Origin of the sequence: Marinactinospora rubrisoli (assembly GCF_042664915.1) — a bacterium.
In the GTDB taxonomy this organism is placed as follows: Bacteria; Actinomycetota; Actinomycetes; order Streptosporangiales; family Streptosporangiaceae; genus Marinitenerispora; species Marinitenerispora rubrisoli.
In genome coordinates this window covers 267,006-293,387 of sequence record NZ_JBHTBH010000009.1, presented here as the reverse complement: position 1 = coordinate 293,387, position 26,382 = coordinate 267,006, and the positions used below count along the sequence as shown (strand labels likewise).

At 73.0% G+C, this 26,382-nt stretch carries 24 protein-coding genes; 16 read left to right on the top strand and 8 right to left on the bottom strand.

The window, feature by feature from the left end; all coding sequences use genetic code 11:
* The first annotated feature begins 204 nt into the window (after positions 1–204).
* The 7 genes from ACFQRF_RS19780 (at position 205) to ACFQRF_RS19750 (ending at position 7,052) form a co-directional block, all read left to right on the top strand.
* Positions 205–1,443: a PP2C family protein-serine/threonine phosphatase gene (locus ACFQRF_RS19780; RefSeq protein ID WP_379872619.1), complete on the top strand. Its 1,239-nt coding sequence runs from the start codon at positions 205–207 to the stop codon at positions 1,441–1,443.
* Positions 1,440–3,233, top strand: a complete 1,794-nt coding sequence (locus ACFQRF_RS19775; protein ID WP_379872618.1) for a sensor histidine kinase — start codon at positions 1,440–1,442, stop codon at positions 3,231–3,233. Before ACFQRF_RS19780 ends, ACFQRF_RS19775 begins: the two co-directional genes overlap by 4 nt.
* Positions 3,233–3,676 carry a response regulator gene (locus ACFQRF_RS19770; RefSeq protein ID WP_379872617.1) on the top strand — a complete coding sequence of 148 codons (444 nt, stop codon included), beginning with the start codon at positions 3,233–3,235 and terminating at the stop codon, positions 3,674–3,676. Before ACFQRF_RS19775 ends, ACFQRF_RS19770 begins: the two co-directional genes overlap by 1 nt.
* Before the next feature lie 125 nt (positions 3,677–3,801).
* Positions 3,802–4,632: a MetQ/NlpA family ABC transporter substrate-binding protein gene (locus tag ACFQRF_RS19765; protein WP_379872616.1), complete on the top strand. Its 831-nt coding sequence runs from the start codon at positions 3,802–3,804 to the stop codon at positions 4,630–4,632.
* A gap of 54 nt (positions 4,633–4,686) precedes the next feature.
* Positions 4,687–5,217, top strand: coding sequence for a low molecular weight protein-tyrosine-phosphatase (locus ACFQRF_RS19760; protein WP_379872615.1), 531 nt, complete (start codon positions 4,687–4,689; stop codon positions 5,215–5,217).
* A 9-nt stretch (positions 5,218–5,226) separates the two neighbouring features.
* Positions 5,227–6,102 carry a fructosamine kinase family protein gene (locus ACFQRF_RS19755; RefSeq protein WP_379872614.1) on the top strand — a complete coding sequence of 292 codons (876 nt, stop codon included), beginning with the start codon at positions 5,227–5,229 and terminating at the stop codon, positions 6,100–6,102.
* Positions 6,103–6,176: 74 nt separating this feature from the next.
* Positions 6,177–7,052: a DUF8017 domain-containing protein gene (locus ACFQRF_RS19750; RefSeq protein WP_379872613.1), complete on the top strand. Its 876-nt coding sequence runs from the start codon at positions 6,177–6,179 to the stop codon at positions 7,050–7,052.
* Between the two features lie 135 nt (positions 7,053–7,187).
* On the opposite strand, the gene ACFQRF_RS19745 is transcribed toward ACFQRF_RS19750, so the two are convergent.
* The 3 genes from ACFQRF_RS19745 to ACFQRF_RS19735 form a co-directional block, all read right to left on the bottom strand.
* Entirely contained in the window at positions 7,188–7,715 is a 528-nt protein-coding gene (locus ACFQRF_RS19745; protein ID WP_379872612.1) for a GNAT family N-acetyltransferase, read from the bottom strand.
* A gap of 145 nt (positions 7,716–7,860) precedes the next feature.
* On the bottom strand, positions 7,861–8,436 hold the full coding sequence (locus ACFQRF_RS19740; RefSeq protein WP_379872611.1) for a hypothetical protein: 576 nt from the start codon (positions 8,434–8,436) through the stop codon (positions 7,861–7,863).
* The gene (locus tag ACFQRF_RS19735; protein WP_379872610.1) at positions 8,433–8,741 is read right to left on the bottom strand and encodes an SHOCT domain-containing protein; all 309 of its coding nucleotides are present in this window, start codon (positions 8,739–8,741) and stop codon (positions 8,433–8,435) included. Before ACFQRF_RS19735 ends, ACFQRF_RS19740 begins: the two co-directional genes overlap by 4 nt.
* A 182-nt stretch (positions 8,742–8,923) precedes the next feature.
* Between ACFQRF_RS19735 and ACFQRF_RS19730 the strand changes: the two genes are divergently transcribed.
* Together ACFQRF_RS19730 and ACFQRF_RS19725 are read left to right on the top strand one after the other, a co-directional pair.
* Positions 8,924–10,198 carry a sensor histidine kinase gene (locus ACFQRF_RS19730; protein WP_379872609.1) on the top strand — a complete coding sequence of 425 codons (1,275 nt, stop codon included), beginning with the start codon at positions 8,924–8,926 and terminating at the stop codon, positions 10,196–10,198.
* On the top strand, positions 10,195–10,851 hold the full coding sequence (locus ACFQRF_RS19725; RefSeq protein WP_379872608.1) for a response regulator: 657 nt from the start codon (positions 10,195–10,197) through the stop codon (positions 10,849–10,851). The genes ACFQRF_RS19730 and ACFQRF_RS19725 overlap by 4 nt, the downstream gene beginning before the upstream one ends.
* Positions 10,852–10,973: 122 nt before the next feature.
* Here the strand turns inward: ACFQRF_RS19725 and ACFQRF_RS19720 are convergent, their stop codons facing one another.
* The 3 genes from ACFQRF_RS19720 to ACFQRF_RS19710 form a co-directional block, all read right to left on the bottom strand.
* Complete coding sequence (locus ACFQRF_RS19720; protein ID WP_379872607.1) at positions 10,974–11,906, bottom strand: carbohydrate ABC transporter permease; 933 nt, start codon at positions 11,904–11,906, stop codon at positions 10,974–10,976.
* Positions 11,903–12,886, bottom strand: coding sequence for a carbohydrate ABC transporter permease (locus tag ACFQRF_RS19715; RefSeq protein ID WP_379872606.1), 984 nt, complete (start codon positions 12,884–12,886; stop codon positions 11,903–11,905). The genes ACFQRF_RS19720 and ACFQRF_RS19715 overlap by 4 nt, the downstream gene beginning before the upstream one ends.
* Before the next feature lie 79 nt (positions 12,887–12,965).
* Positions 12,966–14,315 carry an ABC transporter substrate-binding protein gene (locus tag ACFQRF_RS19710; RefSeq protein ID WP_379872605.1) on the bottom strand — a complete coding sequence of 450 codons (1,350 nt, stop codon included), beginning with the start codon at positions 14,313–14,315 and terminating at the stop codon, positions 12,966–12,968.
* Positions 14,316–14,626: 311 nt separating this feature from the next.
* On the opposite strand from ACFQRF_RS19710, the gene lon reads away from it, so the two are divergent.
* Complete coding sequence (lon, locus tag ACFQRF_RS19705) at positions 14,627–17,047, top strand: endopeptidase La (protein ID WP_379872604.1); 2,421 nt, start codon at positions 14,627–14,629, stop codon at positions 17,045–17,047.
* 385 nt (positions 17,048–17,432) lie between these two features.
* On the opposite strand, the gene ACFQRF_RS19700 is transcribed toward lon, so the two are convergent.
* A complete protein-coding gene (locus ACFQRF_RS19700) occupies positions 17,433–17,750 on the bottom strand; it encodes an AbrB/MazE/SpoVT family DNA-binding domain-containing protein (protein WP_379872603.1) in 318 nt (105 codons plus the stop codon).
* A gap of 233 nt (positions 17,751–17,983) precedes the next feature.
* Between ACFQRF_RS19700 and ACFQRF_RS19695 the strand changes: the two genes are divergently transcribed.
* On the top strand, positions 17,984–19,072 hold the full coding sequence (locus tag ACFQRF_RS19695) for a Gfo/Idh/MocA family oxidoreductase (RefSeq protein WP_379872602.1): 1,089 nt from the start codon (positions 17,984–17,986) through the stop codon (positions 19,070–19,072).
* Between the two features lie 15 nt (positions 19,073–19,087).
* Here ACFQRF_RS19695 and ACFQRF_RS19690 read toward each other — a convergent pair whose 3' ends face one another.
* A complete protein-coding gene (locus tag ACFQRF_RS19690; protein WP_379872601.1) occupies positions 19,088–20,017 on the bottom strand; it encodes a LysR family transcriptional regulator in 930 nt (309 codons plus the stop codon).
* Positions 20,018–20,087: 70 nt separating this feature from the next.
* On the opposite strand from ACFQRF_RS19690, the gene ACFQRF_RS19685 reads away from it, so the two are divergent.
* The 5 genes from ACFQRF_RS19685 to pdxA all read left to right on the top strand — a co-directional run bounded on the left by ACFQRF_RS19685 (position 20,088) and on the right by pdxA (position 26,351).
* Positions 20,088–21,323 (top strand): MFS transporter, encoded by a 1,236-nt coding sequence (locus ACFQRF_RS19685; RefSeq protein ID WP_379872600.1) that lies wholly within the window; start codon positions 20,088–20,090, stop codon positions 21,321–21,323.
* Positions 21,324–21,655: 332 nt separating this feature from the next.
* Positions 21,656–22,444 (top strand): DeoR/GlpR family DNA-binding transcription regulator, encoded by a 789-nt coding sequence (locus ACFQRF_RS19680; protein ID WP_379872599.1) that lies wholly within the window; start codon positions 21,656–21,658, stop codon positions 22,442–22,444.
* Between the two features lie 17 nt (positions 22,445–22,461).
* Positions 22,462–23,883 (top strand): GntP family permease, encoded by a 1,422-nt coding sequence (locus tag ACFQRF_RS19675; RefSeq protein WP_379872598.1) that lies wholly within the window; start codon positions 22,462–22,464, stop codon positions 23,881–23,883.
* A gap of 8 nt (positions 23,884–23,891) precedes the next feature.
* Entirely contained in the window at positions 23,892–25,250 is a 1,359-nt protein-coding gene (locus ACFQRF_RS19670; protein ID WP_379872597.1) for a four-carbon acid sugar kinase family protein, read from the top strand.
* 72 nt (positions 25,251–25,322) lie between these two features.
* Positions 25,323–26,351, top strand: a complete 1,029-nt coding sequence (gene pdxA / locus ACFQRF_RS19665; RefSeq protein WP_379872596.1) for a 4-hydroxythreonine-4-phosphate dehydrogenase PdxA — start codon at positions 25,323–25,325, stop codon at positions 26,349–26,351.
* Positions 26,352–26,382: the final 31 nt, after the last annotated feature.

Here is a 26,382-nt window from a genome sequence, read left to right as displayed (position 1 = left end):
CCGCGATTTCGCGGGCTGACTCAAGCCACACCGCCGGCCGCCGCGGCCGGCGGTGGGGGGATTCCGGAGCGCCGCGGACCGGCAGGGGGAGCCGAGGACGCCCGCGAGCGCGTTGTACAGGCGTCGGGGGACGACGAACACGAGGACGCCGTGGGTAGAGGCGATGTGGATACCAGGGATACCAAGGAAACGGGATACCAGTCCGTGGCAGTGACAGACTCCGCAGCCGCGAGGGCGGGACACGCGGGCCCCGCGCCCGAGGCCGCCGCGGCGGCCGACTCCCCGGGTGCCGCCGAGAGCGTGGAGATCCTGCTGATCGAGGACGATCCGCAGGACGCGTTCCTGGTGGAGGAACTGCTGGCCGACACCGCGCTCGACGCCAGCATCACGTGGGTCGAGACGCTGCGCGCCGCCCGCGACCTGCTGCCCGCCTTCCGCGGCTGCGTGCTGCTCGATCTCAACCTGCCCGACGCCGCCGGCATGGAGCTGCTGCGCGAGGTGCTCACGACGGCCGAGTCCGCGGCCGTCGTCGTGCTCACCGGCCTCAACGACGAGCACGAGGGCGCCGCCGCCGTCGCGGCCGGTGCGCAGGACTACCTGGTCAAGGGACAGGTGGACGGGTCGCTGCTGGCGCGCAGCCTGCGCTACTCGGTCGAGCGGCAGCGCTCCGACGAGAACGCGCGCCAGCTCCGCGAGGCCGAACTGTACGCCCGCGAGAACATGCGCCTGGAGCGGGGGCTGCTGCCGCAGGTGCTGCTGGACCGCTCCCCGCTGAGCCACCGCTCCTTCTACCGCCCCGGCCGCAAACGCGCCCTGGTCGGTGGTGACTTCTTCGACGCCGTCGAGAAGAACGGCACCACCCACGTCATCATCGGCGACGTCAGCGGGCACGGCCCGGACGAGGCGGCGCTGGGCGTGAACCTGCGCATCGCCTGGCGGGCGCTGGTCATGGGCGGGGTCCCCGAGGAGGAGCTGCTGCCCGCGCTGGAGGAGATCCTGCTGACCGAGCGCACCCAGGACGAGATGTACGCGACGCTGTGCCAGGCCAGCCTCGACACCGGGACCGAGACGCTGCGCATCCGGCTGTTCGGGCACCCGCCGCCGCTGGTGCTCGCGGGCGAGGACATCCACGAGGTGGCCGCCTCGCCGCGCCCGCCGCTGGGCGTCTTCCCCGACTCCGACCGCTCGGTGGACGAGTGGCCGTTCCCGCGGGGCGCCACGCTGCTGCTGTACACCGACGGCCTGGTCGACGCCTACGACGGCGCGCCTCCGGAGCGGCTGGAGGTCGGCGGGCTGTGCCGCATCCTGCGGCAGGTCCGCGACGAGGGCGCCTCGGTCGTCGACCTGCCCGAGCGCCTGGTCGACGAGGCGGAACGGCGCAACGGCGGCCCGCTGCAGGACGACGTCGCCATGCTGCTCATCACGCACGGGACGGACCCGTGAGCACCCCCCGCTCGGGCGGCGCGCCGGGGGACGGTCCGGGGTTCGGCCCCGGCCGCCGGCGCCCGCGGCGCTGGCTCCCCGAGAGCGACCGCTGGCCGCTGCGCCGCCGGGTCAGCGTCCTGCTGGCCGCGGTCGCGGTGGTGCTGGTCGCCTCGGTGGTCACCATCACGCTGAGCGCCATCCAGGCCCATGACGCCGTCCTGCGCCAGGTCGACGAACTCACCCCCGCGCAGAGCGCCGTGCAGCGGACCGTGGCCGCCTACCTCAACCAGGACAACGGGGTCCGCGGTTACGCCCTCACCCACGACGTGGAGTTCCTCTCCCCCTATCAGCAGGGGCGCTACGCGCTGGAGGAGGCGCAGCCGCAGCTGGAGGAGGTCGCCGGGACCAACGCCGCCATCGACAGCGACATCCGCGCGCTGATCGCGGCCGGTGAGGCGTGGCACCGTGACTTCGCCGAACCCACGCTCGACAAGGTCGACCGCGGTGAGGAGGTCACGGCGCAGGACTACCGGCTGGGCCGGGAGCGGTTCAACGACATGCGCAGCGCGGCCAACGTCGCCGAGGCGCACATCGACGCCGAGCTGCGCGACGCCCGTGAGGGCCAGAGCACGGCCACCCAGCAGCTCGTCGCGCTGCTCTCCCTGGTCTGCCTGGTGGTGCTCGTGCTGTGCGCGTTCCTGTGGGTGATGCTCCGGCACTGGGTGCTGCGCCCCATGGACGAGCTCGGCCGCCACCTCCAGCAGGTCTCCGACGGTTACTACGCGCACCGCATCGTGCTGCACGGCCCGCCGGAGATCCAGCAGGTCGGCCGGGACGTCGACGCCATGCGTGAGCGCATCGTGCACGACCTGCACGAGGTCGCGACCGCCCGCCGCACCCTGCAGGAGCAGTCCGAGCTCCTGGAACGCCAGACCGAGGAGCTGCGCAGGTCCAACCTGGAGCTGGAGCAGTTCGCCTACGTCGCCTCCCACGACCTGCAGGAGCCGCTGCGCAAGGTGGCCAGTTTCTGCCAGTTGCTGCAGCGCCGCTACCACGGCCGGCTGGACGAGCGGGCCGACTCCTACATCGACTTCGCGGTCGAGGGCGCCAAGCGGATGCAGACGCTGATCAACGACCTGCTGGCGTTCTCCCGGGTCGGACGCACCCGCGACTTCTCGGCGGTGGATCTCAACGCCGCGCTGGACGACGCGCTGCGCAGCCTGGACGCGGCGCTGGAGGAGGCCGAGGCGGTCGTCACCGGCGACGACCTCCCCACGGTCTCGGGGGACCGGACGCTGCTCACCCAGGTGTTCTTCAACCTGGTCGGCAACGCGGTGAAGTTCCGCGGCGACCGGCCGGCGCGGGTGCACATCAGCGTGCGCCGGGAGGGCGACGAGTGGGTGTTCTGCTGCGCGGACAACGGCATCGGGATCGAGCCGCAGTACGCTGAACGCATCTTCGTGATCTTCCAGCGGCTGCACACCCGTGACAAGTACGGGGGCACCGGGATCGGCCTGGCGATGTGCAAGAAGATCGTGGAGTTCCACGGCGGCCGCATCTGGCTGGACGCGGAGTCGGAGGAGCCAGGGACCCGCATCTGCTGGGCGCTGCCCGCGGGCCGCCCTCAGGGCGGCACCGGCCCGGCGGCCACGGAGCCCGACGTGGGAACCGGCACGCGCGACCGGTCGTTGGAGGAGCCGACGGACGGCGCGGCCGGGGCCGGGAGCGCGGAGGAGACCGGCACCGCGCCCGAGGGGACGGGCGAGGATCGGGCCGACGTCGATCGAACGAGCGTGAGCGAGGTGTGATGCCGCAGCCCATCGAGGTGCTTCTGGTCGAGGACGACCCGGGCGACGTCCTGATGACCCGGGAGGCTTTCGCCGAGCACGCGGTGGGCGACCGGCTGCACGTGGTGACCGACGGCGTGGAGGCGCTGCGCTTCCTGCGCCGCGAGGGCGAGTACGCCGGCGCCCCGCGCCCGCATCTGGTGCTGCTCGACCTGAACCTGCCGCGCAAGGACGGCCGCGAGGTGCTGGCGGAGGTCAAGCGGGACGACGAGCTCGCGCACATCCCGGTCGTCGTGCTGACGACGTCCGAGGCCGAGGAGGACGTGGTGCGCAGTTACCGGCTGCACGCCAACGCCTATGTGGCCAAGCCGGTGGACTTCGACGACTTCATCAGGGTGGTCCGGCAGATCGACGGCTTCTTCGCTGATGTCGCCCGGCTGCCGGACGAACCGGGTGCGCGATGACCGATCTCACCCGGCCGAGATCTGTGTAAATTGTCCGCTTTGGCTACCATCGCGGAACAGTGGCGTGCCGTCCACCCGGCCCGCCCGTATCCGCGACCCGCCCATCCCGACCGAGGAGCCCCCGCATGCGCCGCATCGCCGTCACCGCCGCCGGAGCCGTCGCCGCTCTGGGGCTGGCCGCCTGTGGCGCTCCCTCGGAGAACGCCGGAAGCGGCGGAGAGGAGGCGCTCATCGTGGGCGCCACCGCCGTCCCGGCCGGCGAGGTCCTGACCTTCGTCCGCGACGAGCTGGCCGCCGACGCCGGGCTGGACCTGCGGATCCAGGAGTACTCCGACTACAACGCCCCCAACGCCGCCCTCGCCGAGGGGGAGCTGGACGCCAACCTCTACCAGCACGAGCCGTTCCTGGACGACTACAACGCCAACAGCGGCACCGACCTCGTCGCGGTCGCCCCCGTGTACCTGCCGCCGCTCGGGCTGTACTCGTTCGAGGCCGACTCGCTGGACGACCTGGCGGACGGTGCGACCGTGGCACTGCCGAACGACCCGACGAACGAGTACCGGGCGCTGCTGCTCCTGCAGGAGGGCGGGCTGCTCACGCTGGCCGAAGGGACCGAGGAGAGCTCGTTCTCGCTGTCCGACATCGACGACAACCCCCGCGACCTGAAGTTCCAGGAGGTCGACGCCGCGCAGCTGCCCCGTTCGCTGGAGGACGTCGACGCCGCCATCGTCAACGCCAACTACGCGCTGGAGGCCGGCCTCAGCGCGGACGAGGACGCCATCCTGCTGGAGGAGCCCAAAGGCAGCCCGTACGTCAACGTGCTGGCCGCCCGCGCCGACGACCAGGACGACCCGCGCATCCGCGAGCTGGCCGGCCTGCTGGCCTCCGACGAGGTCGCCGGCTTCATCGAGGACACCTACGGCGGCACGATCATCCCCGTCACGGCCGCCTCCTGATTCGGCGCGGTTTTCACCGGCTGCGGCGCCGGTATCTGGGTTACCGTAATCGTCATGAGCCTGCCGGAACCTCTCGACCCCGCCGGACCGTACCGCGTCTGCCTGGTCTGCCTCGGCAACATCTGCCGCTCGCCCATGGCGGAGAAGGTACTGCTGGCCGATCTGGAGCGCGCCGGACTGGACGGCGCCGTGCGCGTGGACAGCGCCGGCACCGGCAGCTGGCACATCGGGGCGGACATGGATCCCCGGGCCGCCACCACGCTGCGGGTGCACGGCTACACCGTCGACCACGTGGCACGGCGGTTCGACCCCGCCTGGTTCGGCACCCGTGACCTCGTCCTCGCCATGGACACCGACAACCTGGCCGACCTGCGCGCCCTCGCGCCGGACCCGGTGACCGCCGGTGAGCGGATCCGGCTGTTCCGTTCCTTCGCCCCCGGCGCGGGCCCGAACCCGGAGGTCCCCGACCCCTACTACGGCGGCGACGACGGCTTCGGCGCCGTGCTCAACATGATCGAGACGGCCGCCAAGGGGCTCACCGGCGAACTGGCCGCGCTGCTCGACGAGCGCGACCGCCGCGGGTAGGGAGGCGCCGTGCCGTCCGTCGCCGCGCGCGTCACCGAGCTCACCGGCCGCGAGGCCGATGCCGCCGTCGCCCTGGGCGCCCGGCACGAGTGGGAGCTGCACCGGGTCCGGCTCGGCGATGGCTCCTCGGTGTTCGTGAAGGCGGTGGTGGACCCCTCGGCGGACGGGCACCTGGACGGTCTGTTCCGCGCCGAGGCGCTCGGCCTGGACTGGCTGGGACGCTCCTTCGGCTCCCCGGTCCCCGAGGTACTGGGCTGGGACGCGCGCACGCTCGTGCTGTCCTGGGTCGAGGAGCGGCCGCCGTCCCCGCGCGCGGCGCGGCGGTTCGGGCACCAGCTCGCCGCCATGCACCTGTCCGGGGCCGAGGAGTTCGGCGCCTCCTGGCAGGGCTTCGTCGGGCCGCTGCCGCTGGACAACACGCCGGCCGCGTCCTGGCCGCGGTTCTACGCCGAGCAGCGGCTCGCCCCCTACCTCCGGCTGGCCGCGGACCGGGGCGCGCTCACCCCGGGCGACGTGCGCACGGTCGAGCGCGTCATCGATGCGGTCGAGGACCTGGCGGGCGACCCCGAGCCGCCGGCCCGGATCCACGGCGACCTATGGAGCGGCAACGTGCTGTGGCAGGAGGATGGGGCGGTGGTCGTCGATCCCGCCGCGCACGGCGGCCATCGTGAGACCGACCTCGCCATGCTCGCGCTGTTCGGCCTGCCGCACCTGGACATCGTCCGGGACGCCTACAACGAGGCGGCGCCGCTCGCCGACGGCTGGCGGCGGCGGATCCCGCTGCACCAGCTCCACCCGCTGCTGGTGCACGTGTGCCTGTTCGGCGCCGCCTACCGCACCACCACGCTGGAGGCGGCCCGCGCGGCGCTGCGCGCCGCGGGCTGAGACCGGGCGGTTCCGGCGGCGAACCATCGGGGCACGCCACCGGCTTGTCGTGACTTTCCTCTAAAGTCGGGTCCGTGACGTGGCCCCCGAATCAGCAGCCCCCACACCACGGCTGGGAGTACCCGCACCAGGGCGGCGGTGCGCCCGCGCCGCGCGAACCCGGCAACGGCGGACTGAGCCCGATCATGATCGCCGTCCTGGCCTTCGTGCTCGCCGCCGTTCTCATCGTCGCCGTCGCGGTCGTCGTCATCACGCTGCGCCGGGACTCCTCGCAGGCGGCTCCGCCGCAGACCTCCGAGACGACGGTGCCGCAGGAGACGGCGGCGGCGCCGGACCCGTCGGCCCCCTCTCCGACGGCCGCCCCCGACCAGCCGCCGCTGCACGACGGCTGGCAGGTGGCGACCGCCGCCAAGTGGGGGCTGGTGTACGACATCCCGGACGGCGACGGCTGGGAGTTCGACGGCCCCGAGCACATGCGCGGGTACGAGGACGAGGACGGCACTCCGCGGATCGCCATGAGCGGCACCTCGGTGTACCTGCCGGAACCGTGCGCCACCTGGGGGTCCCGCGCCGACCTGGGCGCGCAGGGCGTCTCGGACAGCGACGACACCGCGGGCATGGCCGAGGCCGTCGCGCTCAACTGGGCGCGCACCGCCTTCGAGACCGACGAGGGCGAGCCCGAGACCTCCGTACGCTCGGTCGAGGAGTTCGAGCGCAACGGCCTGGAGGGGCACCACGCCGTCGTCGACGCCGAGATCCAGCGGGAGGACACCGACTGCCAGCCGCCGAGCGGCGTGGTGCACGCGGTGGCCGTTCCGCACGGCGAGGGCGGCGTGCGGGTGTTCGTGATCGTCGCCGACACCGGGATCGACGGCGCGGCCGAGTCCGGCACCGTGGACGGCATCGTCGCGTCGCTGCGCGATGTCGGATACCGGCCCGAGGACGGCTGAGCGACCGCGCCCGTGGCGGGAGAGCCGAAGCGCGGGCGGACGTCCGGTCTCCCTACTCCGGCGCAGCTCGGGGTGTGGTCCGGTGCGGGCCGGTCACGCGGCGCGGAGCACCGCCCGGCCCGAAGCGGCGCGGTGTCACCGTGGCCCGGCGCGCAGGTCCCGGATGTACCAGTGCAGCCGCGTGCCGTCGTCGCCGCGGGTACGCGCGCCGAGGACGAACCCCGCGCGCCGCGCGACCGCGGCGGACGCGGGATTCTCCGGCTCCACCTGGATCACCGCCTCCCGCCCGCCCGCACTCGCGGCGTACCGGGACACCAGCAGGACCGCGCGCGTGGCCAGGCCGCGTCCTCGCCAGGATGGGTAGAGGCCGTAGGCGACATTGACCTGGCCGGACGTCAGCCCTTCACCCTCGAACCTCAGGTCGATCGTCCCCGCGAGCACCTTGCCGGCGCCCGCCCGGATGCCGAACGCGCGGAGCGGCCCCCCGACCGTCCACTGCTCCTGACAGTCCCGGATGTACGCCGCGACGCCTTCGCGGGTGCCGGGACCACCGTTGAGCCAGCGGACGAGCAGCTCGTCCTCCCCCGCGAGATGCGCCTCCACGTCGTCCATGCGCAGTGGGGACAGCGTGACGATCCCGTCGGAGAGCTCCACTTCGCGCATTCCGCGATTCTCGGCCTCGGAGCCGTGGCGCACAACCGGATTTCGCGGGACGGAGCGTCGTGACCGCCGAGGCCCCACTCGACCGATGACGGTGCCGAGGGCCGCGACCGTCGCCGGGCGCGGGCGGGCTTTTGTCCCCCCGATATCATCCCGGCTGCCGCCACCGGACCCGGCCGAACGGCTTGAGCAGCGACAGCACCGTCGCGGCCACCAGGAACCCCAGCGACACGCACAGCGGGACGAGCAGCGCCAGGCGCTCGTCGGAGGGCGGGAGCACCGTCCCGCCCTCCGTGGCCGCCGCCATGGCGCGCACGGCCGGGGTGAGGGAGAGGTTCCCGCCGACGACCAGCGCCGCGGTGAGCAGCAGCTTGCCGAACACCCAGTAGTGCCGGAAGAGCCCCCACGGCGTGGTCACCGCGAGCAGCAGGCCGGTGGCCAGCGCCGCGAATCCGGCCGGGCGGGTGAAGCCGGTCATCAGCATCTCGGCGGCGCCGTAGCCGGTCCCGGCGCGCTCCGGGGTGTCCGCCGCCAGCCCGATGGCGAGCAGCACGACCACGGCGGCGTGCGCGCCGAGCCAGGCGGTCGAGATGACGGCGTGCACGCAGTTCAGCGTGCGGCGGGCGCCGCGCGGCAACCGGGGCCCGTCCCGCCGGGGTGCGGGCCGGCCGGTGGCGGCGGCGCGCACCGCCGCCACCGGCCGGCCCGGTGCCCCGGTGCTCACCTGTCGGCGCCCGGCGTCCAGTTGAGCGCTCCGGCACGCTCCAGGAACTCCGCGGCGTCGATGTCGCCCCTGGCGAAGCGCTCGGCGAGGACGGTCCGCGCCGTCTCCTCCGGGGTGGGACGCGCCCACGGCGGACGTCCGCCCGTCCGGCGGGACACGACGAGGACGGCAATGGCGATCACGAGAACGGTCAGCAGCAGCATGGCGACTCCGGCGAAGGGGGCGTGCGGTGGCGGTCCGGCGCCCCAGGGCGGGCCCGCGAGCCCGCCCAGCGTCGCCGACGCGGTCGTGGCGATGGTGTTCATGCCCTCCACGGTCGCCGCGGGCGGTGTCCACTGTCGTCGCCCGCCGCGCGGCTCGTGCGGTACGCGCCCTGGCGTAGCCCGGGTACGCCCGCCGGCCGACGCGGCGAGCGCGCACGGGAACTATCGTCGAACCTGGTCACCGCGTGCCCGATCGCGGCGGGCCTATGAGCGGAGGGCGGTGCATGGCGACCGGACTGGCACGGCGGCTGGCCGTGGACGTGCCGCTGGCGGTGCTCCTCGGCGCCATGCTGCTCGCGGCCACCCACGGCCAGGCGTTCGGCGGCGGACCGTGGCGGCCGCCCTGCGGGCCGTGCGGACCGCACCCGCCGGGCGGCCCGGGGCCGCTCGAACTCGCCCCGGCCGCCGTCGGCTGCGTCGTCGCGGCGGCCGGCGCACTGGCCGTGCGCCGGGTGTGGCCGCACGTGGCGTTCGCGGTGTCGGTCCTCGCCGTCACCGGCTACCTGACGCTGGGCTACCGGTTCGGCCCGATTCTGGTCACCGTGCTCATCACGCTGTTCTCCCTCGCGGCGGCCATGCCGGTACGCAGGTGGGCGCCATGGGCCGCGCTGCTGGTGCCGCTGTTCGCGGCCGCGCTGCTGCGCGCGGGGGAACGGATGCCGAGCGGCGACGTGCTCGTCGCCGCCTTCGCGGCCCTGCTCGTGCTCGCCGCCCCGGCCGCGCTCGGGGTGCTCGCGCGCCTGCGCCGTGAGAGCGTCCGCCGCGAGCGGGAACAGGAGCTGCGCCGCTCGGCCTACGAAGAGCGGCTGCGCATCGCCCGCGAGGTGCACGACCTGGTCGGCCACAGCCTGTCGGTGATCCACATGCAGGCGGGGGTGGCGCTGCACGTGCTGCCCAGGCGCCCCGAGCAGGCGGCGCCGTCGCTGGAGGCGATCCGCCAGACCAGCAAGGACGCGCTGGAGGAGCTGCGCGGCACGCTCGCGGTGTTCCGTGCGCCGGACGGCGCCGAGCCGCCCGCCGATCGGGCGCCGCTTCCCGGGCTGCGGCGGCTGGACGACCTCGTCGCGGCGGTGACGGCGGCCGGCCGGACCGCGACCGTGCGCACCGAGGGCGGCCCTGCACGGCTCCCGTCGGCGGTGGACCACGCGGCCTACCGGATCGTGCAGGAGGCGCTGACCAACGTGGTCCGGCACGCGGGCGGGGCGGGGGCCGAGGTGCGCCTGGCGTACCGCGACGCCGACGTGCTGGTCGAGGTGACCGACGACGGCCCGGCGCGCCCGGACGCCCCTCCGGCCGAGGGCAGCGGGATCGCGGGGATGCGTGAGCGCGCCCGCGCCGTGGGCGGCCGGCTCCAGGCCGGCCCGCGTCCCGGCGGAGGTTTCGCCGTGCGGGCCGAGCTTCCGCTGCGCGGGCACGGGGGAGCCGCGGCACGGCGAGGCACGGCGAGCGACGAGGCGGACGCGGCCGGCCGCGTCCGGGACGGAGAGGAGGCGCCGTGACCATCCGGGTGGCGGTCGCCGACGATCAGGCACTGGTCCGCATGGGGCTGCGGGTGCTGATCGAGGCGGAGGACGACCTCGAACTCGCGGGGGAGGCGGCGGACGGCGCGGAGGCGGTGCGGCTGGTCCGCCGGGCGCGGCCGGACGTCGTGCTCATGGACGTGCGCATGCCGGTGCTCGACGGGATCGGCGCGCTGCGGGAGATCGCCGCCGACGACGCGCTCGCGGACACCCGCGTGGTGATGCTGACGACGTTCGAGCTGGACGAGTACGTGTTCGACGCGCTGCGGGCGGGCGCCGCCGGGTTCCTCATCAAGGACTCCGAACCGCCGGAGCTGCTGCGGGCGGTCCGGCTGGCGGCCGCCGGCGAGTCGCTGCTGTCGCCGTCGGTGACCCGGCGGGTCATCGCGGCGTTCACGTCCCGGATCCCGGCGGCACCACGGACGTTCCCCGAGCTGGCGCTGCTCACGGAGCGCGAGCGCGAGGTGCTCGCCCTGGTGGGGGAGGGGCTGAGCAACGAGGAGATCGCCCAACGGCTCGTGGTGAGCCCGGCGACCGCCCGCACCCACGTGAGCCGGTCGATGGTGAAGCTGCGGGCCCGGGACCGGGCCCAGCTCGTGGTGATCGCCTACCAGGCGGGGATGGTGCGCTGACCGCGCCGACGGCTCAGGGCGGTCTCTCGGTGGAGGACCGCTCCGAGCCGTCCGGCGCCGGGCCCCGGCCGCCGCCCCGCACGCGGCGCTGGATCGACGGCCGGGACCGGGAGCCGCGGGCCTCAGCCCTTGACGCTGCCCGCGAGGAGCCCGCGGACGAAGTAGCGCTGCAGGGAGAAGAACACCACCAGCGGGACCACGATGGACACGAACGCGCCCGCGGTGAGGCGCTGCCACTCGTTGCCGCGGGTGCCGGCCATCTCGGCGAGGCGCACGGTGAGGGGCGCGACGTCCGCGTTCCCGCCCGCGAAGATCAGCGCCACCAGCAGGTCGTTCCAGACCCAGAGGAACTGGAAGATCCCCAGCGACACCAGCGCGGGCACGATCAGCGGCGTGACCACCCGGCGGAAGATCACCCCGTGCCCGGCGCCGTCCACGCGAGCGGCCTCGAAGAGGCTGCGCGGCAGGGCCGAGATGAAGTTGTGCAGCAGGAAGATGCCGAGCGGCAGTCCGAAGATCGTGTGCGCCACCCACACGTTGGTGAACTCAAGGGCGCCCTGAAGTTCCCAGGCCGGCAGGATCTGCACGCCGCCCACGACCAGTCCTTCGGAGAAGAAACTGAGCAGCGGTACCAGCGCCATCTGCAGCGGCACGATCTGCAGCGCGAAGATGCCGAGGAACAGCCAGTCGCGTCCGGGGAAGTTCATCCACGCCAGCGCGTACGCGGCGAGCGCCGCGATGCCCACCACGAAGACCGTGGAGGGCAGTGAGATGACGAACGAGTTGATGAAGTAGCTCGCCAGCTGGCCCTGGCTCGACGTCCCGAACAGCACGTCGGTGTAGTTCTGCAGGGTGACCTGCGGGTCCGTGAAGAACGTCCACCAGCCGGTCGTCTTGATCTGCTCTTCCGGCCGGAAGGAGGAGATGAGCAGCCCGAAGGTCGGCGTGGTCCACAGCACCGCGATGACGATCGCCACCGCGCTGCCGGCGCGGCCGGACAGCCGCCGGCGGACCCGGGCGGCCGAAGCGCCCGGACGGGGGGTCGGATCGGTCATGCCTGCTGCTCCCTCACGCGTCGGTTGGTCCGCATCTGCACGATGACGAGCGGGATGACCAGGGCGAACAGGAAGATGGCGAGTGCCGATCCCTGGCCCAGCTCGCCGTAGCGGAACGCCTGGTTGTACATCTCGTTGGCGATCACACTCGTGTCGAACTGGCCGCCGGTCATGGTGCGCACGATGTCGAACACCTTCAGGGTCTGCACCGAGATGGTGATGAGGACGACCGTCAGCGTCGGCCACACCGACGGCAGCGTGATGTTGCGGAACAACTGCCAGGCGTTGGCGCCGTCGATCCGGGCGGCCTCGATGATCTCGGCCGGGATGGCCTTGATGGCGGCCGACAGCACGACCATGGCGAATCCGGCCTGCACCCAGATCAGCACCACGATGAGCAGCAGCGTGTTGAGCGGCTGGTTGAGCAGCCACTGCTGCGGCTCGCCGCCGAGCGCGACCACGAACCGGTTGAGCAGGCCGATCTGGTCCGCCTCGGCCGGCCGGTAGGCGTAGACGAACCGCCAGATGATGCCGGCGCCGACGAACGAGATCGCCATCGGCATGAAGAGCAGCGACTTGGCCACCGACTCGAAGCGGGAGCGGTCCACGAGGATCGCGTAGATCAGCCCGGTCGCGGTGGCGAGCACCGGCGCGAACACCACCCACAGCAGGGTGTTGCGCAGCACGATGAGGATCTCGGGCTGGGTGAAGAGCCACACGTAGTTGTCCAGCCCGACCCAGGTGTCTCCCGAGCCGTCGAAGAAGGACAGCCAGGCGGTCCGCAGCGCCGGGTAGACCAGGCCGAGCAGGAGCAGCAGCACGGCCGGGCCGAGGAAGAAGAACGCCTGCCACCAGTCGCGTCGCGTCCGCGGTCCGCGGTCGACGAGGAGCAGGAGCAGGCCGATCACGCCGGCGAAGGCGGCGAGGCCGATCACCAGCCAGAGGAGTTTGGGGAGTTCGTCGAGGATGGAGAAGCCCATGGGATCCCTTTCAGGGGCGCGGCCCGGGCACCGGTGCCCAGGCCGCGCTGTGAACTGCTGGGGAGGAGACTGAAGGGAGTCAGGAGGAGGGCCAGGAGTCCTCGATGTAGGTCAGCGTCTCTTCCGTGTCGTCGCCGTTGATCCAGTTCACCATTCCGCGCCAGAACGTTCCGGCGCCCACGGCCGCCGGCATGATGTCGGCACCGTCGAACCGGAACACGGCGTCGGGGTCGCGCAGCACCTCGGCGCCCAGGCGGTCGGTGGGGGACTGGAGGGTGTCGAGGTCGAGATCCTGGTGGGCGGAGATCCAGGCGCCCTCGGCGGCGCGGCTGTCGGCCCACTCGGCGGTGGCCAGGTACTCCTGGAACGCGACGACCTCGGGCCGGTCGGCGAAGGCGCCGACGAACTCGCCGCCGCCCAGCACCGGGGTGCCGATCTCGGGGTCGATCGGCGGCATGTTGAAGGCGAACACGTCACCGTCCTCGCCGACCTCGGTGCCCTCCGGCCAGTTGGCGGCGTAGAAGGAGCCCATCATGTGCATCGCGCACTGGTCCTCCAGGATGGGCAGCCCGGCCTCCTGGAAGGCGGTGGTGGCGATGCTCTGCACGTCGCCGTAGCCGCCGTTGACGTAGTCGGGGTTGCGCAGGATGCCGTCCACCCGGTTCATGGCGTCGGCCACGGCCTCGTCGTTGAACGGGATCTCGTGGCTGACCCACTGGTCGTACACCTCGGGCCCGTTCTCCCGGAGCATGACGTTCTCCACCCAGTCGGTGGCCGGCCACCCGGTCGCGTCACCGGACTCGATGCCAGCGCACCACGGCTTGTCGCCGGCCTCGACGATGGCGTCGCTGAGCTCGATCATGTCGTCCCACGTCTCCGGGACCTCGTAGCCGTTCTCGGCGAAGTAGCCGGGCGAGTACCAGACGAACGACTTGACGTTGGCCCCGAGCGGGACGCCGTACATCTCGCCGTCCACGGTGGTGTAGTTCAGCCAGTCCTCGCTGAACCCGGCCTCGGCGCGCTCGCGCACCGCGTCCGGCAGCGGCAGGAGGTCACCGGCGCTCGCGAAGCGCTCCACCAGCCCCGGCTGCGGGAAGAAGGCGAGGTCGGGGGCGTTGCCGCCGTCGACCATCACCTGGATCTGGGCCTCGAACTCGCCGGTGCCCTCGTACTGGACGTCGATCCCGGTACAGGAGACGAAGTCGGCCCACGAGGTTTCGAGGCGGTCGGCCTCCACGTCCCGAATGGAGGCGTACACGTGGACGGTCCCGCCGTCGGTGTCCTGCCATTCGCGGAACGGTTCACATTCCGCCGAGTCGGGGTCGGCCGCCGTGGAGCCGCCTTCCAGGTAGGAGCAGCCTCCGGCGATGAGGACGAGGGGCAGCGCCGCGGCCGCGGTGGCGATGCGGCGTGGTGGTAGTAGGGGCATGTACTTACCTCCTGGACCGCCCGGCCGCCGGTCCGGGCCGGGGTTGGTGAGCCCTGATGAAAGCCGTTTCTAGAAATTTTGTCTACTTTTTGCAGTGATATTGGCCATAACGGTTGCGTTACAGAATGCGGGCATCTGTTACATACGTGTCACTTTGCGGCCAGGTGTCCGTTGTTGTGCTGGTGGGTGCGTGGCGACGCGCCGGGCTCGCATCCCGGGCGACGCGGCGCATCGCTGAGGGCGAACAGCGGCCGGGGAACAAAACCGGACTCTCGTTTATTGAGCCTTAGTGACTCAAGAAGGAGGGTCTGATGACTGACACGCAGTCCGTCGTGACGCTGCCCGTCCTGCCGCTCGACGACGACGTCGTGCTCCCCGGCACCGTCGTCCCCGTGGAGATCTCCGAGGCCGAGATCCGGACCGCGGTCGAGGCCGCCCGCACGGCCGAGGAGGCCGCCGCCAAGGCACCCGGCATCCGTTCGGCCGCGAAGCCGCGGGTGCTGATCGTGCCGCGCGTCGACGGATCCCTCGTCGGGGTCGGCACGGTCGCCGTCATCGAGCAGGTCGGCCGCACCCCCGACGGCGAGCCGGCCGCGGTGCTGCGGGGCGTCGCGCGGGCGCGCGTGGGCACCGGGACCTCGGCGCCTCCCGGGGGAGGCGCCGCCCTGTGGGTCTCGGCGACCCCGCACGACGAGGAGCCCCCGGAGGGCGGCCACCCCGGCCGCGTGCAGGAACTCGCGCGCGAGTACAAGACGCTGCTCGCCACCTACCTGCAGAAGCGCGGCGCCTGGCAGATCCTGGACAGCATCCAGCAACTGGACGATCCGGGGCGGCTCGCCGACCGCGGCGGGTACTCCCCGTTCCTGAAGACCTCCCAGAAGCTGGAACTCCTGGAGACCTACGACGTCGCCGAGCGGCTGGCCCGCCTCATCGAGTGGACGCGGGAGTACCTCACCGAGCTCGACGTCACCGAGACCATCGCCAAGGACGTCCAGGAAGGCGTCGAGCAGCAGCAGCGCGAGTTCCTGCTCCGCCGGCAGATGGAGGCCATCCGCAAGGAGCTCAACGAGCTGTCCGGCAAGCCGGGCAGCGAGGAGGACGACTACCGCGAGCGGGTCCAGGCCGCCGACCTTCCCGAGCACGTGCGCACCGCCGCGCTGGCCGAGGTCGACAAGCTGGAACGGGCCGGCGACTCCTCACCGGAGTCCGGCTGGATCCGCACGTGGCTGGACACCGTCCTGGACATGCCCTGGAACGAGCGGTCCGAGGACTCCTACGACATCGCCGGTGCCCGGCGGGTACTCGATGCCGACCACACCGGGCTGGAGGACGTCAAGGACCGCATCATCGAGTACCTGGCGGTCCGCCGCCGCCGCGCCGACCGCGGCCTGGGGGTCGTGGGCGGCCGCCGCAGCGGTGCCGTGCTCGCGCTGGTCGGCCCGCCCGGCGTCGGTAAGACCTCGCTCGGCGAGTCCGTCGCGCGGGCCATGGGGCGCAGGTTCACCCGGGTGGCGCTCGGCGGCGTCCGCGACGAGGCCGAGATCCGCGGCCACCGGCGCACCTACGTGGGCGCGCTGCCCGGCCGGATCGTGCGGGCCATCAAGGAGGCCGGCACGATGAACCCGGTCGTGCTGCTCGACGAGGTCGACAAGGTCGGCAGCGACTTCCGCGGCGACCCGACCGCGGCGCTGCTGGAGGTGCTCGACCCCGCGCAGAACCACACCTTCCGGGACCACTACCTGGAGGTCGACCTCGACCTCTCCGACGTGGTGTTCCTGGCCACGGCCAACACGCTGGAGAGCATCCCCGGGCCGCTGCTGGACCGCATGGAACTGGTCGAGCTCGACGGCTACACCGAGGACGAGAAGGTCACCATCGCCCGGGACCACCTGCTTCCCCGCCAGTTGGAGAAGGCCGGCCTGGACGGCACCGAGGCGCAGGTCGACACCGACGCGCTGCGCCGGATCGCCGCCGAGTACACCCGCGAGGCGGGCGTGCGCGGACTGGAGCGGTCCATCGCCCGGGTGCTCCGCAAGATCGCGGCCACGGTCGCCGTCGGCGAGCGCGAACTCCCGGTCCGGGTCACCGACGCCGACCTGGCCGACTACCTCGGCCGTCCCCGGCACACCCCGGAGTCGGCGGAGCGCACCGCGGTGCCGGGTGTGGCCACCGGCCTGGCGGTCACGGGCGCCGGCGGCGACGTGTTGTTCGTGGAGGCGTCGCTCGCCGACCCCGAGTCCGGTGCCGGCGGGCTGACCCTGACCGGCCAGCTCGGTGACGTCATGAAGGAGTCGGCGCAGATCGCGCTCTCCTACCTGCGTTCCCGCGGCGCGGAGCTGGAGCTGCCGGTCGGCGACCTCAAGGAACGCGGCGTGCACCTGCACGTCCCGGCCGGAGCGGTCCCGAAGGACGGCCCGAGCGCCGGTGTCACCATGACCACCGCCCTGGCCTCCCTGCTCTCGGGCCGCGCGGCCCGCTCGGACGTGGCGATGACCGGCGAGGTGTCGCTGACCGGCCGGGTGCTGCCGATCGGGGGCGTGAAGCAGAAGCTGCTCGCGGCGCACCGGGCGGGGATCAGCACGGTCCTGATCCCGGCCCGCAACGAGCCCGACCTCGACGACGTGCCCGAGGAGGTGCTGCAGAAGCTGACGGTGCACACGGTCAGCGACGTCCGTGAGGTGCTGGACCTGGCGCTGGAACCGGCGCACAGCGCGACGGCCGTGGCGGCGTAACAGGCCCACTGAGCCGGGGTCGCCGCCGCGAGGGGGCGGCCCCGAACCACGGCGGCTTCCTTACCTGGTGCAGCTTAGGGATTCTTGTAGATCGAGTGATCTCCGATCCGCCGCCATACCAGGAGCAACTCGCCGGCCTCGTCCTTCTGGATGTGGAAGGTCGCACGCCCATCGGGTCTGCTGAAGCTCCAAGTCAACGAGTAGACGTCATGTCCCCTGACCTTGTGGATCCGGAGAGTCTGCGGCCATGGGGGATCGCCGGAGAAGGCGCCGGCCGCGACTGCTGGGAGGAACATCTCGTGGACAACATCCCAGAACATCTTTTGATGCTCTTTGGGTAGCCGCCGAAAAGCACGGCCGAAGCCCCCGAGAGCCTTGAACTTCACTAACCTTCACCCGGCTTCTCGTCGATCATGCCCTTCAGATAGGCGAGGAATTCCTCGCCTGTCATGGCGGGACTGATGTCACCGGCGGCGAGTTCCTCCTCGGCTTCGCGCTCGGCGCTCTGTTGCCCCTCTTCCCAGAACCAGACGTCGTTGGGATGAACAGCTACGCGAGGCAGCAACAGAAGCGCGCCATCGCGAACGACGAACTCCACCACCGTGTCGGGGCGATCCAGCCCAAGCTGCCGACGTACCTCGGGGGGGACAACGATCGTTCCATCATCGGCGGAAACACTGCTGAAGCCCAGGTGCTTGTCCATGTCACCACGGTAACCGGGGAGCGGTCTCTCGGTCAGTACGGACATACGGCTGTGCCCTCCATCGCTCCGTCTCTTGGGTCAGCGAGACCTTACCGGCATGTGCGCAACGTTGTAAAACGACTTCAATAAGTGACAAGCCCAGGTCATTGAGGGTGTGACCGGAATGCCATCCGGCGTTCCGCAACGCAGGGGCAGCGGACGGACGGCGCCGGACCGCCGGGATAATCCCTGCCATGACCTCATCGCACTCGGCGGGACCGGCCCTGCGGGTCGCCCTCATCGGCTACGGCAAGGGCGGCGCGGTGTTTCACGCCCCCCTGATCGCGGCGACTCCCGGGCTGGAGCTGTCCGCCGTGGTCACCGGCAACGCCGAGCGGGCGGCGCAGGCGCGGCGGAGATATCCCGGTGCCGAGGTGATCGGCGCGCCGGAGGAGCTGTGGCGGCGGGCCGCCGACTTCGATCTCGTCGTCGTGGCCAGCCCGAACGACAGTCACGTTCCGCTCGCGCGGGCCGCGCTCGACGCCGGTCTGTCGGTGGTGGTCGACAAGCCGTTGGCGCTCACCGCGGCGGACGCCCGCGGGCTGGTGGCGGACGCCGAGCGGCGTGGACTCGTGCTCACCGCGTTCCACAACCGGCGGTGGGACAGCGACTTCCTCACCGCGCTGCGGCTGGTCGACGAGGGGGCCCTCGGCCGGGTGCACCGGTTCGAGTCCCGGTTCGACCGCTGGCGCCCCGAGGCCAAGCACACCTGGCGGGACCGCGGCGAGCGGAGCCGCGGCGCGGGGCTGCTCTACGACCTCGGCTCGCACCTGGTGGACCAGGCGATCATCCTGTTCGGCCCGGTCGCCGAGGTCTACGCCGAGCTCGATGCCCGGCGCGAGGGCGTGCGCGCCGAGGACGACGTCTTCCTCGCCTTGACGCACGCCTCGGGCGTGCGGTCCCACCTGTGGGCGGGTGCGCTCGTCGCGCAGCTCGGCCCGCGCCTGCGGGTGCTCGGCGACCGCGCCGCCTACACCGTGCGGGGCCTCGACGGCCAGGAGGAGCGGCTGGCCCGCGGCGACGACCCGGCGCGGCCGGGCTGGGGCGAGGAGCCGGCGGAACGCTGGGGGCTGCTGGGCGCGGACGGCGGTCTCGCCCCGGTGCGCAGCGAACGCGGCGACTACCCGGCGTTCTACGCGGCCGTGCGCGACGCCGTCGCCGAGGGCGAGCCCGTCCCGGTCGAGCCGCACGAGGTGATCCACGGCCTGGAGGTCATCGAGGCGGCCGCCGAGAGCGCCCGGACCCGGCGCGCGGTACGGCTGGAGCCGGCACAGCCGCGGTGACGGCGGCGCACCCCGTCAGGCGCGGCCGAGCCCTTCGGCCACCAGGCGGGGGCCCTCCGCGAGCACGAAGGCCCGGAAGGACGCCACCGCCGGCGGCTCGTACTGTGCGGGACGCCAGACCACCCCGACGGACCGGTGCGCCCCCGGATCGGCGATGACCAGCTCGGCCGTGCCCGGCAACGGGCCGTGCGGCTGGGCCGGGAGCACGGAGACCCCGAGCCCGGCGGCGACCAGGCCGCGGGCGGTCGCGGTGTCGTCGCCCTCGAAGGCCACCCGCGGGACGAAACCGGCCCGGTGGCACAGGTCCTCGGTCAGGTGCCGGATGCCGCGCCCGGGCTTGAGCACGATGAGATCCTCCTCGGCCACGACGTCGAACCGCACCCGGCGGCGGCCGGCCAGCCGGTGGCCGTCGGGGACCACGAGCCGCAGCGGCTGGGTGTGCAGCACCCGCGCCTCCAGACCCGGCTCGCCCGGCAGCGGGGAGGTCAGCGCGAGGTCCACCGAACCGTCGCGCAGGTGGCGGACGGCGGTGGCCCACACGTCCTGGATCAGCGTGAACCGGATGCCGGGGTGCGCACCGCGGAACTCCCGGATCAGCGATGGCACCACCTCCGCCCCCAGCGAGGGCAGGAAGGTGAGCCCCACCTGCCCGGAGGAGGCGTCCATCAGCTCGGCCACGCCCTCGCCGAGGACGTCCAGGGCGCGCCGCACATGCGGCAGCAGCACCCGCCCCGCCCGCGTCAGCCGCACGCCGCGGCCGGTGCGTTCCAGCAGTTCGACGCCCAGCTCCTCCTGCAGCCGGGCCAGCGACCGGCTCACCGTGGGCTGCGGGACACCGAGCTCGTCGGCGGCCTGCGTCACGTGCTCGCCCTGCGCGACCGCGCGGAACGTGCGCAGCCGCGGCGCGAGTACGTGCACCAAACGCTCAAGTTCCCCGCGTTCCATACAACACAGTATGAATCATCGAATACGCATGTATTAGACGTATCGAACCGTTCTGCCTAGCGTCGATGGGGTGACCGAGACCCGTTCGTCCGACGCCACCGGACTCCGGCCGTGGTCCGGCCATCGCGCCGGCACCGGCGGGCACCGCCGCATCGTGGTGGCCATGACCGCCGCCGGCATCGCCACCTTCGCCCAGCTCTACAGCGTGCAGGCGGTGCTGCCCGGCCTGGCCGCCACCTTCGACGCCTCGGCCGCGCGGGTGGCGCTCACCGTCTCCATGGCCACCGGCGGCCTGGCCGCCTTCGTGCTGTTCTGGAGCGGGATCGCCGACCGGTTCGGCCGGGTGCGCGTCATGGCGGTGGCACTGGCTCTCTCCACCGTGCTCGGGGTGCTCGCACCGTTCGCGCCCGACCTGGCCACGCTGGTCGCGCTGCGCGCCGTGCAGGGCGCCGCGCTCGGCGGGCTGCCCGCCGTGGCCATGGCCTATCTCGCCGAGGAGATCCACCCCGGCCACCTCGGGCGGGCGGCCGGCGTGTACATCGCGGGCAACACGGTCGGCGGGATGGCCGGGCGGCTGCTCGCGGGCGCCGTCGCGGATCTGGGCGGATGGCGCTGGGGCGTGGCGGCCGACGCCGCGCTGGGCGCGCTCACGCTGGTGGTGTTCCTGGCCGCGATCCCCCGGCCGCGCGGATTCCGGCCGCGCAGGCGCGAGCGGGGCGGCCCGGGGCTCGCCCGGCGGGTGGCGGCGAGCGTGACCGATCCCGGCCTGGTCGCGCTGTACTGTCAGGGGCTCTTCCTGATGGGCGCGTTCGTCACCGTGTACAACTTCCTCGGCTTCCGGCTGCTCGGTGCCCCGTTCGGGCTGCCGCAGGCCGTGGTGGCGCTGCTCTTCGTGGCCTACCTGGCGGGCACGGTGAGTTCGGCGGTCGCCGGCCGGGTGATCGAGCGGGTGGGGCGCTACCCGGTGCTGCTGGCCAGTGTCGCGGTCATGGTCGCCGGAGTGCTCGCCCTGCTGCCCGGGACTCTGGCGGCGGTCGTGCCGGGGCTGGTCGTGCTGACCTTCGGGTTCTTCGCGGCGCACACCACCGCGTCGGCGTGGGTCGGCCACCGCGCCGCTCCGGCCGTGCGCGCGCAGGCGTCGGCGCTGTACACGCTCGGCTACTACGTGGGCTCCAGCCTGTTCGGCTGGCTCGGCGGCGTGTGCTACGACCGGTTCGGCTGGTGCGGTGTGGTCGGCTACGTCCTCGCCCTGTGCGCGGCGGCGGCACTGTCCGGCCTGGGCCTGCGGTTCCGCCGCGAGCCGTAGCCGGGGGACAGCGGCGCACCGGCGCCGGCGTACCGCCATTCCCACGTCTCTCGTGCGTGGCCGGCTTCCACGGCGGATTTCGAGCGGAGAACGGCGCGCACGGCCGCCCACCGGTCCCCGGCCGACCGGGCCCTGACCGATCCCGCCGCTCATGGGTCAGGTCCGCACCGTCACCCGGGCACGGCATCGAGGGCGTCACATCGGGCTGTGGCGACGGTCACGCAGCGTGCTCATAATGAGCAGCTTTACGTTACCTTCTTGCAAATTATGCGTAAATTGGTCATGCTGTCGGCACCTGTCCGCTCGACATGAGCAAACAAGGGAGTCCATCCGTGCGCCACCAGCGGCTGCTCGACGCCGTCACCGACGGCATCCAGCGCGTGGAGGACCTCGCCGAGGCCCTCGACGTCAGCCCGTCGACCGTCCGCCGCGGGCTCACCGACCTCGAACGCGCTGGCAAGGTGGTGCGCACGCACGGCGGCGCCGTCCCCGTCAGTGCCACCGGCGAACTCTCCTGGACGCAGAAGAGCCAGCGCAACGCCGCCGCCAAGCGGCGGATCGCCGAGTACGCCGCCGGCCTCGTCCGCGAGGGCCACGTGGTCCTGCTGGACGCGGGCAGCACCACGTCGTTCATCGCCGAACGGCTGGCGGAGCGGACCGGGATCACGGTCGTCACCAACGGGGTCGGCCCGCTGTGGGCGCTGCGCGAGGCCGAGGGGGTCGACGTCTACCTCACCGGCGGCCGGCTCCGTCAGCGGCGCGGGTCGATCGTGGGCGAGCACGCCCGCGCCGTGCTCGACCGCTTCACCGCCGACATCGCGTTCGTGGGCGCCGACGGCCTGGTGCCCGGCCGCGGCATCAACTGCCCCGGCCCCGAACTCGCGGCCGTCAAGGAACTCATGCTGAGCCGCGCCCGTCAGGCGGTCATCGTCGCGGACTCCACCAAGATCGGCGCCGGCCCGCACCCCCACTGGGCGCTCATCCCCGGCGACCACACCGTCGTCACCGACGGCGCGCTCCCCGAGGACGCCCGGCGCCTCCTGGCCGAGGACCCACGATGCACCCCGGTCATCGTGCCGATCGGCCGAATCCCCTCCGATCCGGTGTCGCTGCCGGACTGACCTGCGAGGACAACGGTATGGATCTGCAGTTACTGGCCGCACTCGGGCTCGGCGTCGCCGCGGTCGTCGCCCTCATCCTGTGGTCCCGCCTCGACGCGTTCGTCGGCCTGCTCGCCGGCGCCCTGGTCACCGGACTCGTCGCCGGAGTATCCCCGGTCGATCTGATCGGCCACGTCTCCACCGGCTTCGGCAGCACGCTCGGCGGGATCGGGGTCGTCATCGCGCTCGGCGTGATGATCGGCAAGGTTCTGGAGGAGAGCGGCGGCGCCGACGCGCTCGCCAAGCTGTTCGTCCGGCTGGCCGGGCGCGGCCGCGAGGACGTCGCGATGACCGCCACCGGCGCCGTGGTGTCGGTCCCGGTGTTCTGCGACTCCGGATTCGTGATCCTGCACCCGCTCGCCCGGTCGCTCGCCCGCCGGTACGGGCGCCCCGTCGTGACGATGTCCCTGGCGCTCGCGGGCGGCCTCGCCATCACCCACCACATGGTGCCGCCCACGCCCGGACCGCTCGCCGCCGCCGGGCTGCTCGGCGCCGACCTCGGCGCCGTCATCGCGGCCGGCCTGCTGTTCGTCATCCCGCTGATCCCGGTCGTCGTCGCCTACGCCCGCATCGTCGGGCCGCGCCTGGAGTCGCAGCTCGACCCCACCCTCGTCCCCGACAGCGATGCGCCGGCCGCCGCCGAGGGCCCCGGTGCCGCGCAGGCCGGGACCTCCCGTGGCGCGAGCGGGCACGTCGTGGGCCGGACCGGTGTCCCGGTCGGCGAGGAGCCGCCCGACCCGCCGATCGGCGCCGGGAGGGCCGCCCTTCCGCTGCTGCTGCCACTCGTTCTCATCATCGGCAACACCGTGACCGGTGCCGTCGCCGAGGGCACCGCGCTCGCGAACGCGTTCGCCTTCGCCGGCAACCCCACCGTGGCGCTGCTCCTGGGCCTGGCCATCGCGGTGTACCTGCTCCCGCCACGCGGCACCAGCCGCGCCACCGTCGTCGGCTGGCTCACCGCCGCGGCCGCCTCCGCCGGAATGATCGTCTTCATCACCGGAGCCGGCGGCGCCTTCGGTGAGGTGCTGCGTCAGTCCGGGGTGGGCGACGCGCTCGCCGAGGCGGTGTCGGGCTGGCCGGTGCCGATGTTCCTGATGCCGTTCCTCATCGCCAGCTTCGTGCGGGTCGCCCAGGGCTCGGGTACCGTCGCCATCATCACCTCGGCGACGCTGAGCGGGCCCGTCATGGAGGCGGCCGGGGTGGATCCCACGCTCGCGGTGCTCTCGGCGTGCGCGGGATCGATGGTGTTCAGTTACTTCAACGACTCCTACTTCTGGGTCGTCACCCGGTTCACCGGGCTGTCCGGTGTGGCGGCGATGAAGATGTGGAGCGGGATGACCACCACGCTGTGGCTGGCCAGCCTCCCGCTCCTGGGCGTCGCCGCGCTGATCCTGCGTTAGGGGCGGACATGGCACAGGTTCTCGTCGTCGCCGACGATCTCACCGGGGCGAACGCCACCGGGGCGCGGTTCGCGCGCGCCGGCATGCGGGTGGCCACGGTCGCGCCCGAGCACGTCACCCGTGCGGCGGAGGAGTACGACGTTGTCGTCGCCAACCTGGACAGCCGGCACCTGCCGGCCGAACAGGCCGCCGACCTCGTCACCGACGTCGTGGAGGCGGTGTGGCCGGTGGCGCTGGTGGTCAAGCGCACCGACACCACGCTGCGCGGCAACGTGGGGGCCGAGCTGGAGGCGGCCTGGCGGGCGGTGCGCGACCGGGTTCCGGCCGCCACGCGCGTCCGGGCGCTCATGGCGCCGGCCTTCCCGGCCTCGGGGCGGGTCACCGTCGACGGCGTGCAGTTGCTCGACGGCGTCCCGCTGGAGCGCACCGAGCTGGCCGTCGACCCGCTCACCCCGATGGACACCAGCGTCGTCGCCGACATCGTCGCCCGGCAGAGCGAGCTGCCCCTCCGGCACGTGCCGATCCGGCAGGTCACCCAGACCCTGCTCGCCGCGGACCTGTCCGCCGGGGACGAGCCGGTGGTGCTGTGCGACGCGTTCACCGAGCAGCACCTGGCCGATATCGCCGAGGCCGCCGCCGAGGTGCACCGCCAGGACGGCACGGCGTGGGTGTCGGTCGACCCCGGCCCGGCCGGGGCGCTGCTCGCCGCGGCCCTGCGGCTGCGCGGGCAGGGCGGCGCCGCCGGACCGGTGCTCGCGGTCATCGGCAGCGCCACCGATCTGACCCGCCGCCAGCTGGAGGCGGTCGGCCGCGGCGGCCCGGTGCGGTTCGTGGACGTGGACGTCACCCGCTTCGCCCACGACGACGACCACCGGGACGAGGTCGCCGAGCGGCTGACCCGCCACCTCGACACCGCCGTCTTCCCCGAGCTCGTGGTGATGCGCACCGCCTCGGCCCCCGGCGACGTGGTCGAACTGCCGGCCCGGACCCGGCGCGCGCTGCCCGGGCTGCTGGCCGCACTGGTCCGCGAGGTGCTGGACGACGTCGCGCACCGGTCCGGCGCGCACGCGCTGCCCAGCGGGCTGTTCACCAGCGGGGGCGACATCACCTCGGCGGTCCTGGACGAGCTGGACGTGCACGCCTTCGAGGTCGGCGGTGAGGTGCTGCCGCTGGCGGTGCACGGCACGCTCGTCGGCGGTCCGCTGGACGGGGTCCCGATCGTCACCAAGGGCGGGCTGATCGGGGACGACACCGCCCTCATCGAGTGCTTCGGCAAACTCCGCCGCGCCGGGCAGGCCCGGCTCCGCCAGGTGCGGTCGGAGGTCTCCGAGCACGTGCTGCTCGTCGGCGGAGGAGCCGGTGGCTGACCGGCCCTCCCCACGCCCGCAGGCCGGCCCCCGGCCGGCCGGCTCCACGCCACCCGATCTGGAGGAAATTCCATGACTGAACGCCCGATCCTGGCCGTCACCGTCGGTGACCCGGTCGGCATCGGCCCCGAGATCACCGTGCGCACGCTCGCCGACGTCGGCGCCGGGGCGGCGGCCCGCGGCGTGGTCGTCGCCGACCCGGCCGTGCTGCGCCGGGCGATCGCGGTGTGCGGGCTCGACCTGGAGGTGCGAGGGGTCGGGTCCTGGCGGCTGCCGCCGGAGCGGGACGGCGTCATCGACTGCTTCGACATCGACGCGCTCGGCGACACCGAACTGGAGTGGGGGACGGTCGACGCGCGGGCCGGAGCCGCGTCGGTGCGCGCCATCGAGGTGGCCACCGCCGCCGCCATGGCCCGTGACGTCGCCGGTATCGTCACCGGCCCCATCAACAAGGAGGCCATCTGGGCGGCCGGCAGCAAGCACCTCGGCCACACCGAGATGCTGGGCGAACTGACCGGCGCCACCCGGCAGACCACGATGTTCGTGGTGCGCGGCAAGAAGATCTTCTTCGCCACCCGGCACCTGTCGCTGCGCAAGGCGCTGGACCAGATCAGCGTGGAGCAGCAGGTCGCCGCCATCGAAGAGGCGCTCACCGCGCTGCGGGTCTTCGGCGACGACGAACCCCGGCTCGCGGTCGCGGCGATCAACCCGCACGGCGGCGAGAACGGCGCGTTCGGTGACGAGGAGATCCTCCACCTGCGCCCGGCCGTCGAGCGCGTGCGCAGGACCGGCGCCGACGTCACGGGTCCGGTGCCGGCCGACTCGGTGTTCCACCAGCTGCTGACCGGACGCTACGACGGCGTGCTGTCGCAGTACCACGACCAGGGGCACATCGCGGCGAAGACCTTCGACTTCGACGGCACCATCTCGGTGACCGTGGGGCTGCCGATCCTGCGCACCTCGGTCGACCACGGCACCGCCTTCGACATCGCCGGGCAGGGGATCGCCGACCCGGGCACGATGCGCTCGGCGTTCCTGCACGGTGCGGATTTCGCCCGCTTCGCGGACCGGATCCGGGACGCGTACGGAAGCGGGAGCTGACCCGACGAAGGTGGAGGACCGCCCCCACGCC

Excerpts from the sequence above, each read along its gene's own strand:
- ACFQRF_RS19770 (WP_379872617.1), top strand. The coding sequence starts at position 3,233 with ATGCCGCAGCCCATCGAGGTGCTTCTGGTCGAGGACGACCCGGGCGAC.
- ACFQRF_RS19765 (WP_379872616.1), top strand. The coding sequence starts at position 3,802 with ATGCGCCGCATCGCCGTCACCGCCGCCGGAGCCGTCGCCGCTCTGGGG.
- ACFQRF_RS19760 (WP_379872615.1), top strand. The coding sequence starts at position 4,687 with ATGAGCCTGCCGGAACCTCTCGACCCCGCCGGACCGTACCGCGTCTGC.
- ACFQRF_RS19745 (WP_379872612.1), bottom strand. The coding sequence starts at position 7,715 with ATGCGCGAAGTGGAGCTCTCCGACGGGATCGTCACGCTGTCCCCACTG.
- ACFQRF_RS19735 (WP_379872610.1), bottom strand. The coding sequence starts at position 8,741 with ATGAACACCATCGCCACGACCGCGTCGGCGACGCTGGGCGGGCTCGCG.
- ACFQRF_RS19730 (WP_379872609.1), top strand. The coding sequence starts at position 8,924 with ATGGCGACCGGACTGGCACGGCGGCTGGCCGTGGACGTGCCGCTGGCG.
- ACFQRF_RS19720 (WP_379872607.1), bottom strand. The coding sequence starts at position 11,906 with ATGACCGATCCGACCCCCCGTCCGGGCGCTTCGGCCGCCCGGGTCCGC.
- ACFQRF_RS19715 (WP_379872606.1), bottom strand. The coding sequence starts at position 12,886 with ATGGGCTTCTCCATCCTCGACGAACTCCCCAAACTCCTCTGGCTGGTG.
- ACFQRF_RS19710 (WP_379872605.1), bottom strand. The coding sequence starts at position 14,315 with ATGCCCCTACTACCACCACGCCGCATCGCCACCGCGGCCGCGGCGCTG.
- lon (WP_379872604.1), top strand. The coding sequence starts at position 14,627 with ATGACTGACACGCAGTCCGTCGTGACGCTGCCCGTCCTGCCGCTCGAC.
- ACFQRF_RS19700 (WP_379872603.1), bottom strand. The coding sequence starts at position 17,750 with ATGGACAAGCACCTGGGCTTCAGCAGTGTTTCCGCCGATGATGGAACG.
- ACFQRF_RS19695 (WP_379872602.1), top strand. The coding sequence starts at position 17,984 with ATGACCTCATCGCACTCGGCGGGACCGGCCCTGCGGGTCGCCCTCATC.
- ACFQRF_RS19690 (WP_379872601.1), bottom strand. The coding sequence starts at position 20,017 with ATGGAACGCGGGGAACTTGAGCGTTTGGTGCACGTACTCGCGCCGCGG.
- ACFQRF_RS19675 (WP_379872598.1), top strand. The coding sequence starts at position 22,462 with ATGGATCTGCAGTTACTGGCCGCACTCGGGCTCGGCGTCGCCGCGGTC.
- ACFQRF_RS19670 (WP_379872597.1), top strand. The coding sequence starts at position 23,892 with ATGGCACAGGTTCTCGTCGTCGCCGACGATCTCACCGGGGCGAACGCC.
- pdxA (WP_379872596.1), top strand. The coding sequence starts at position 25,323 with ATGACTGAACGCCCGATCCTGGCCGTCACCGTCGGTGACCCGGTCGGC.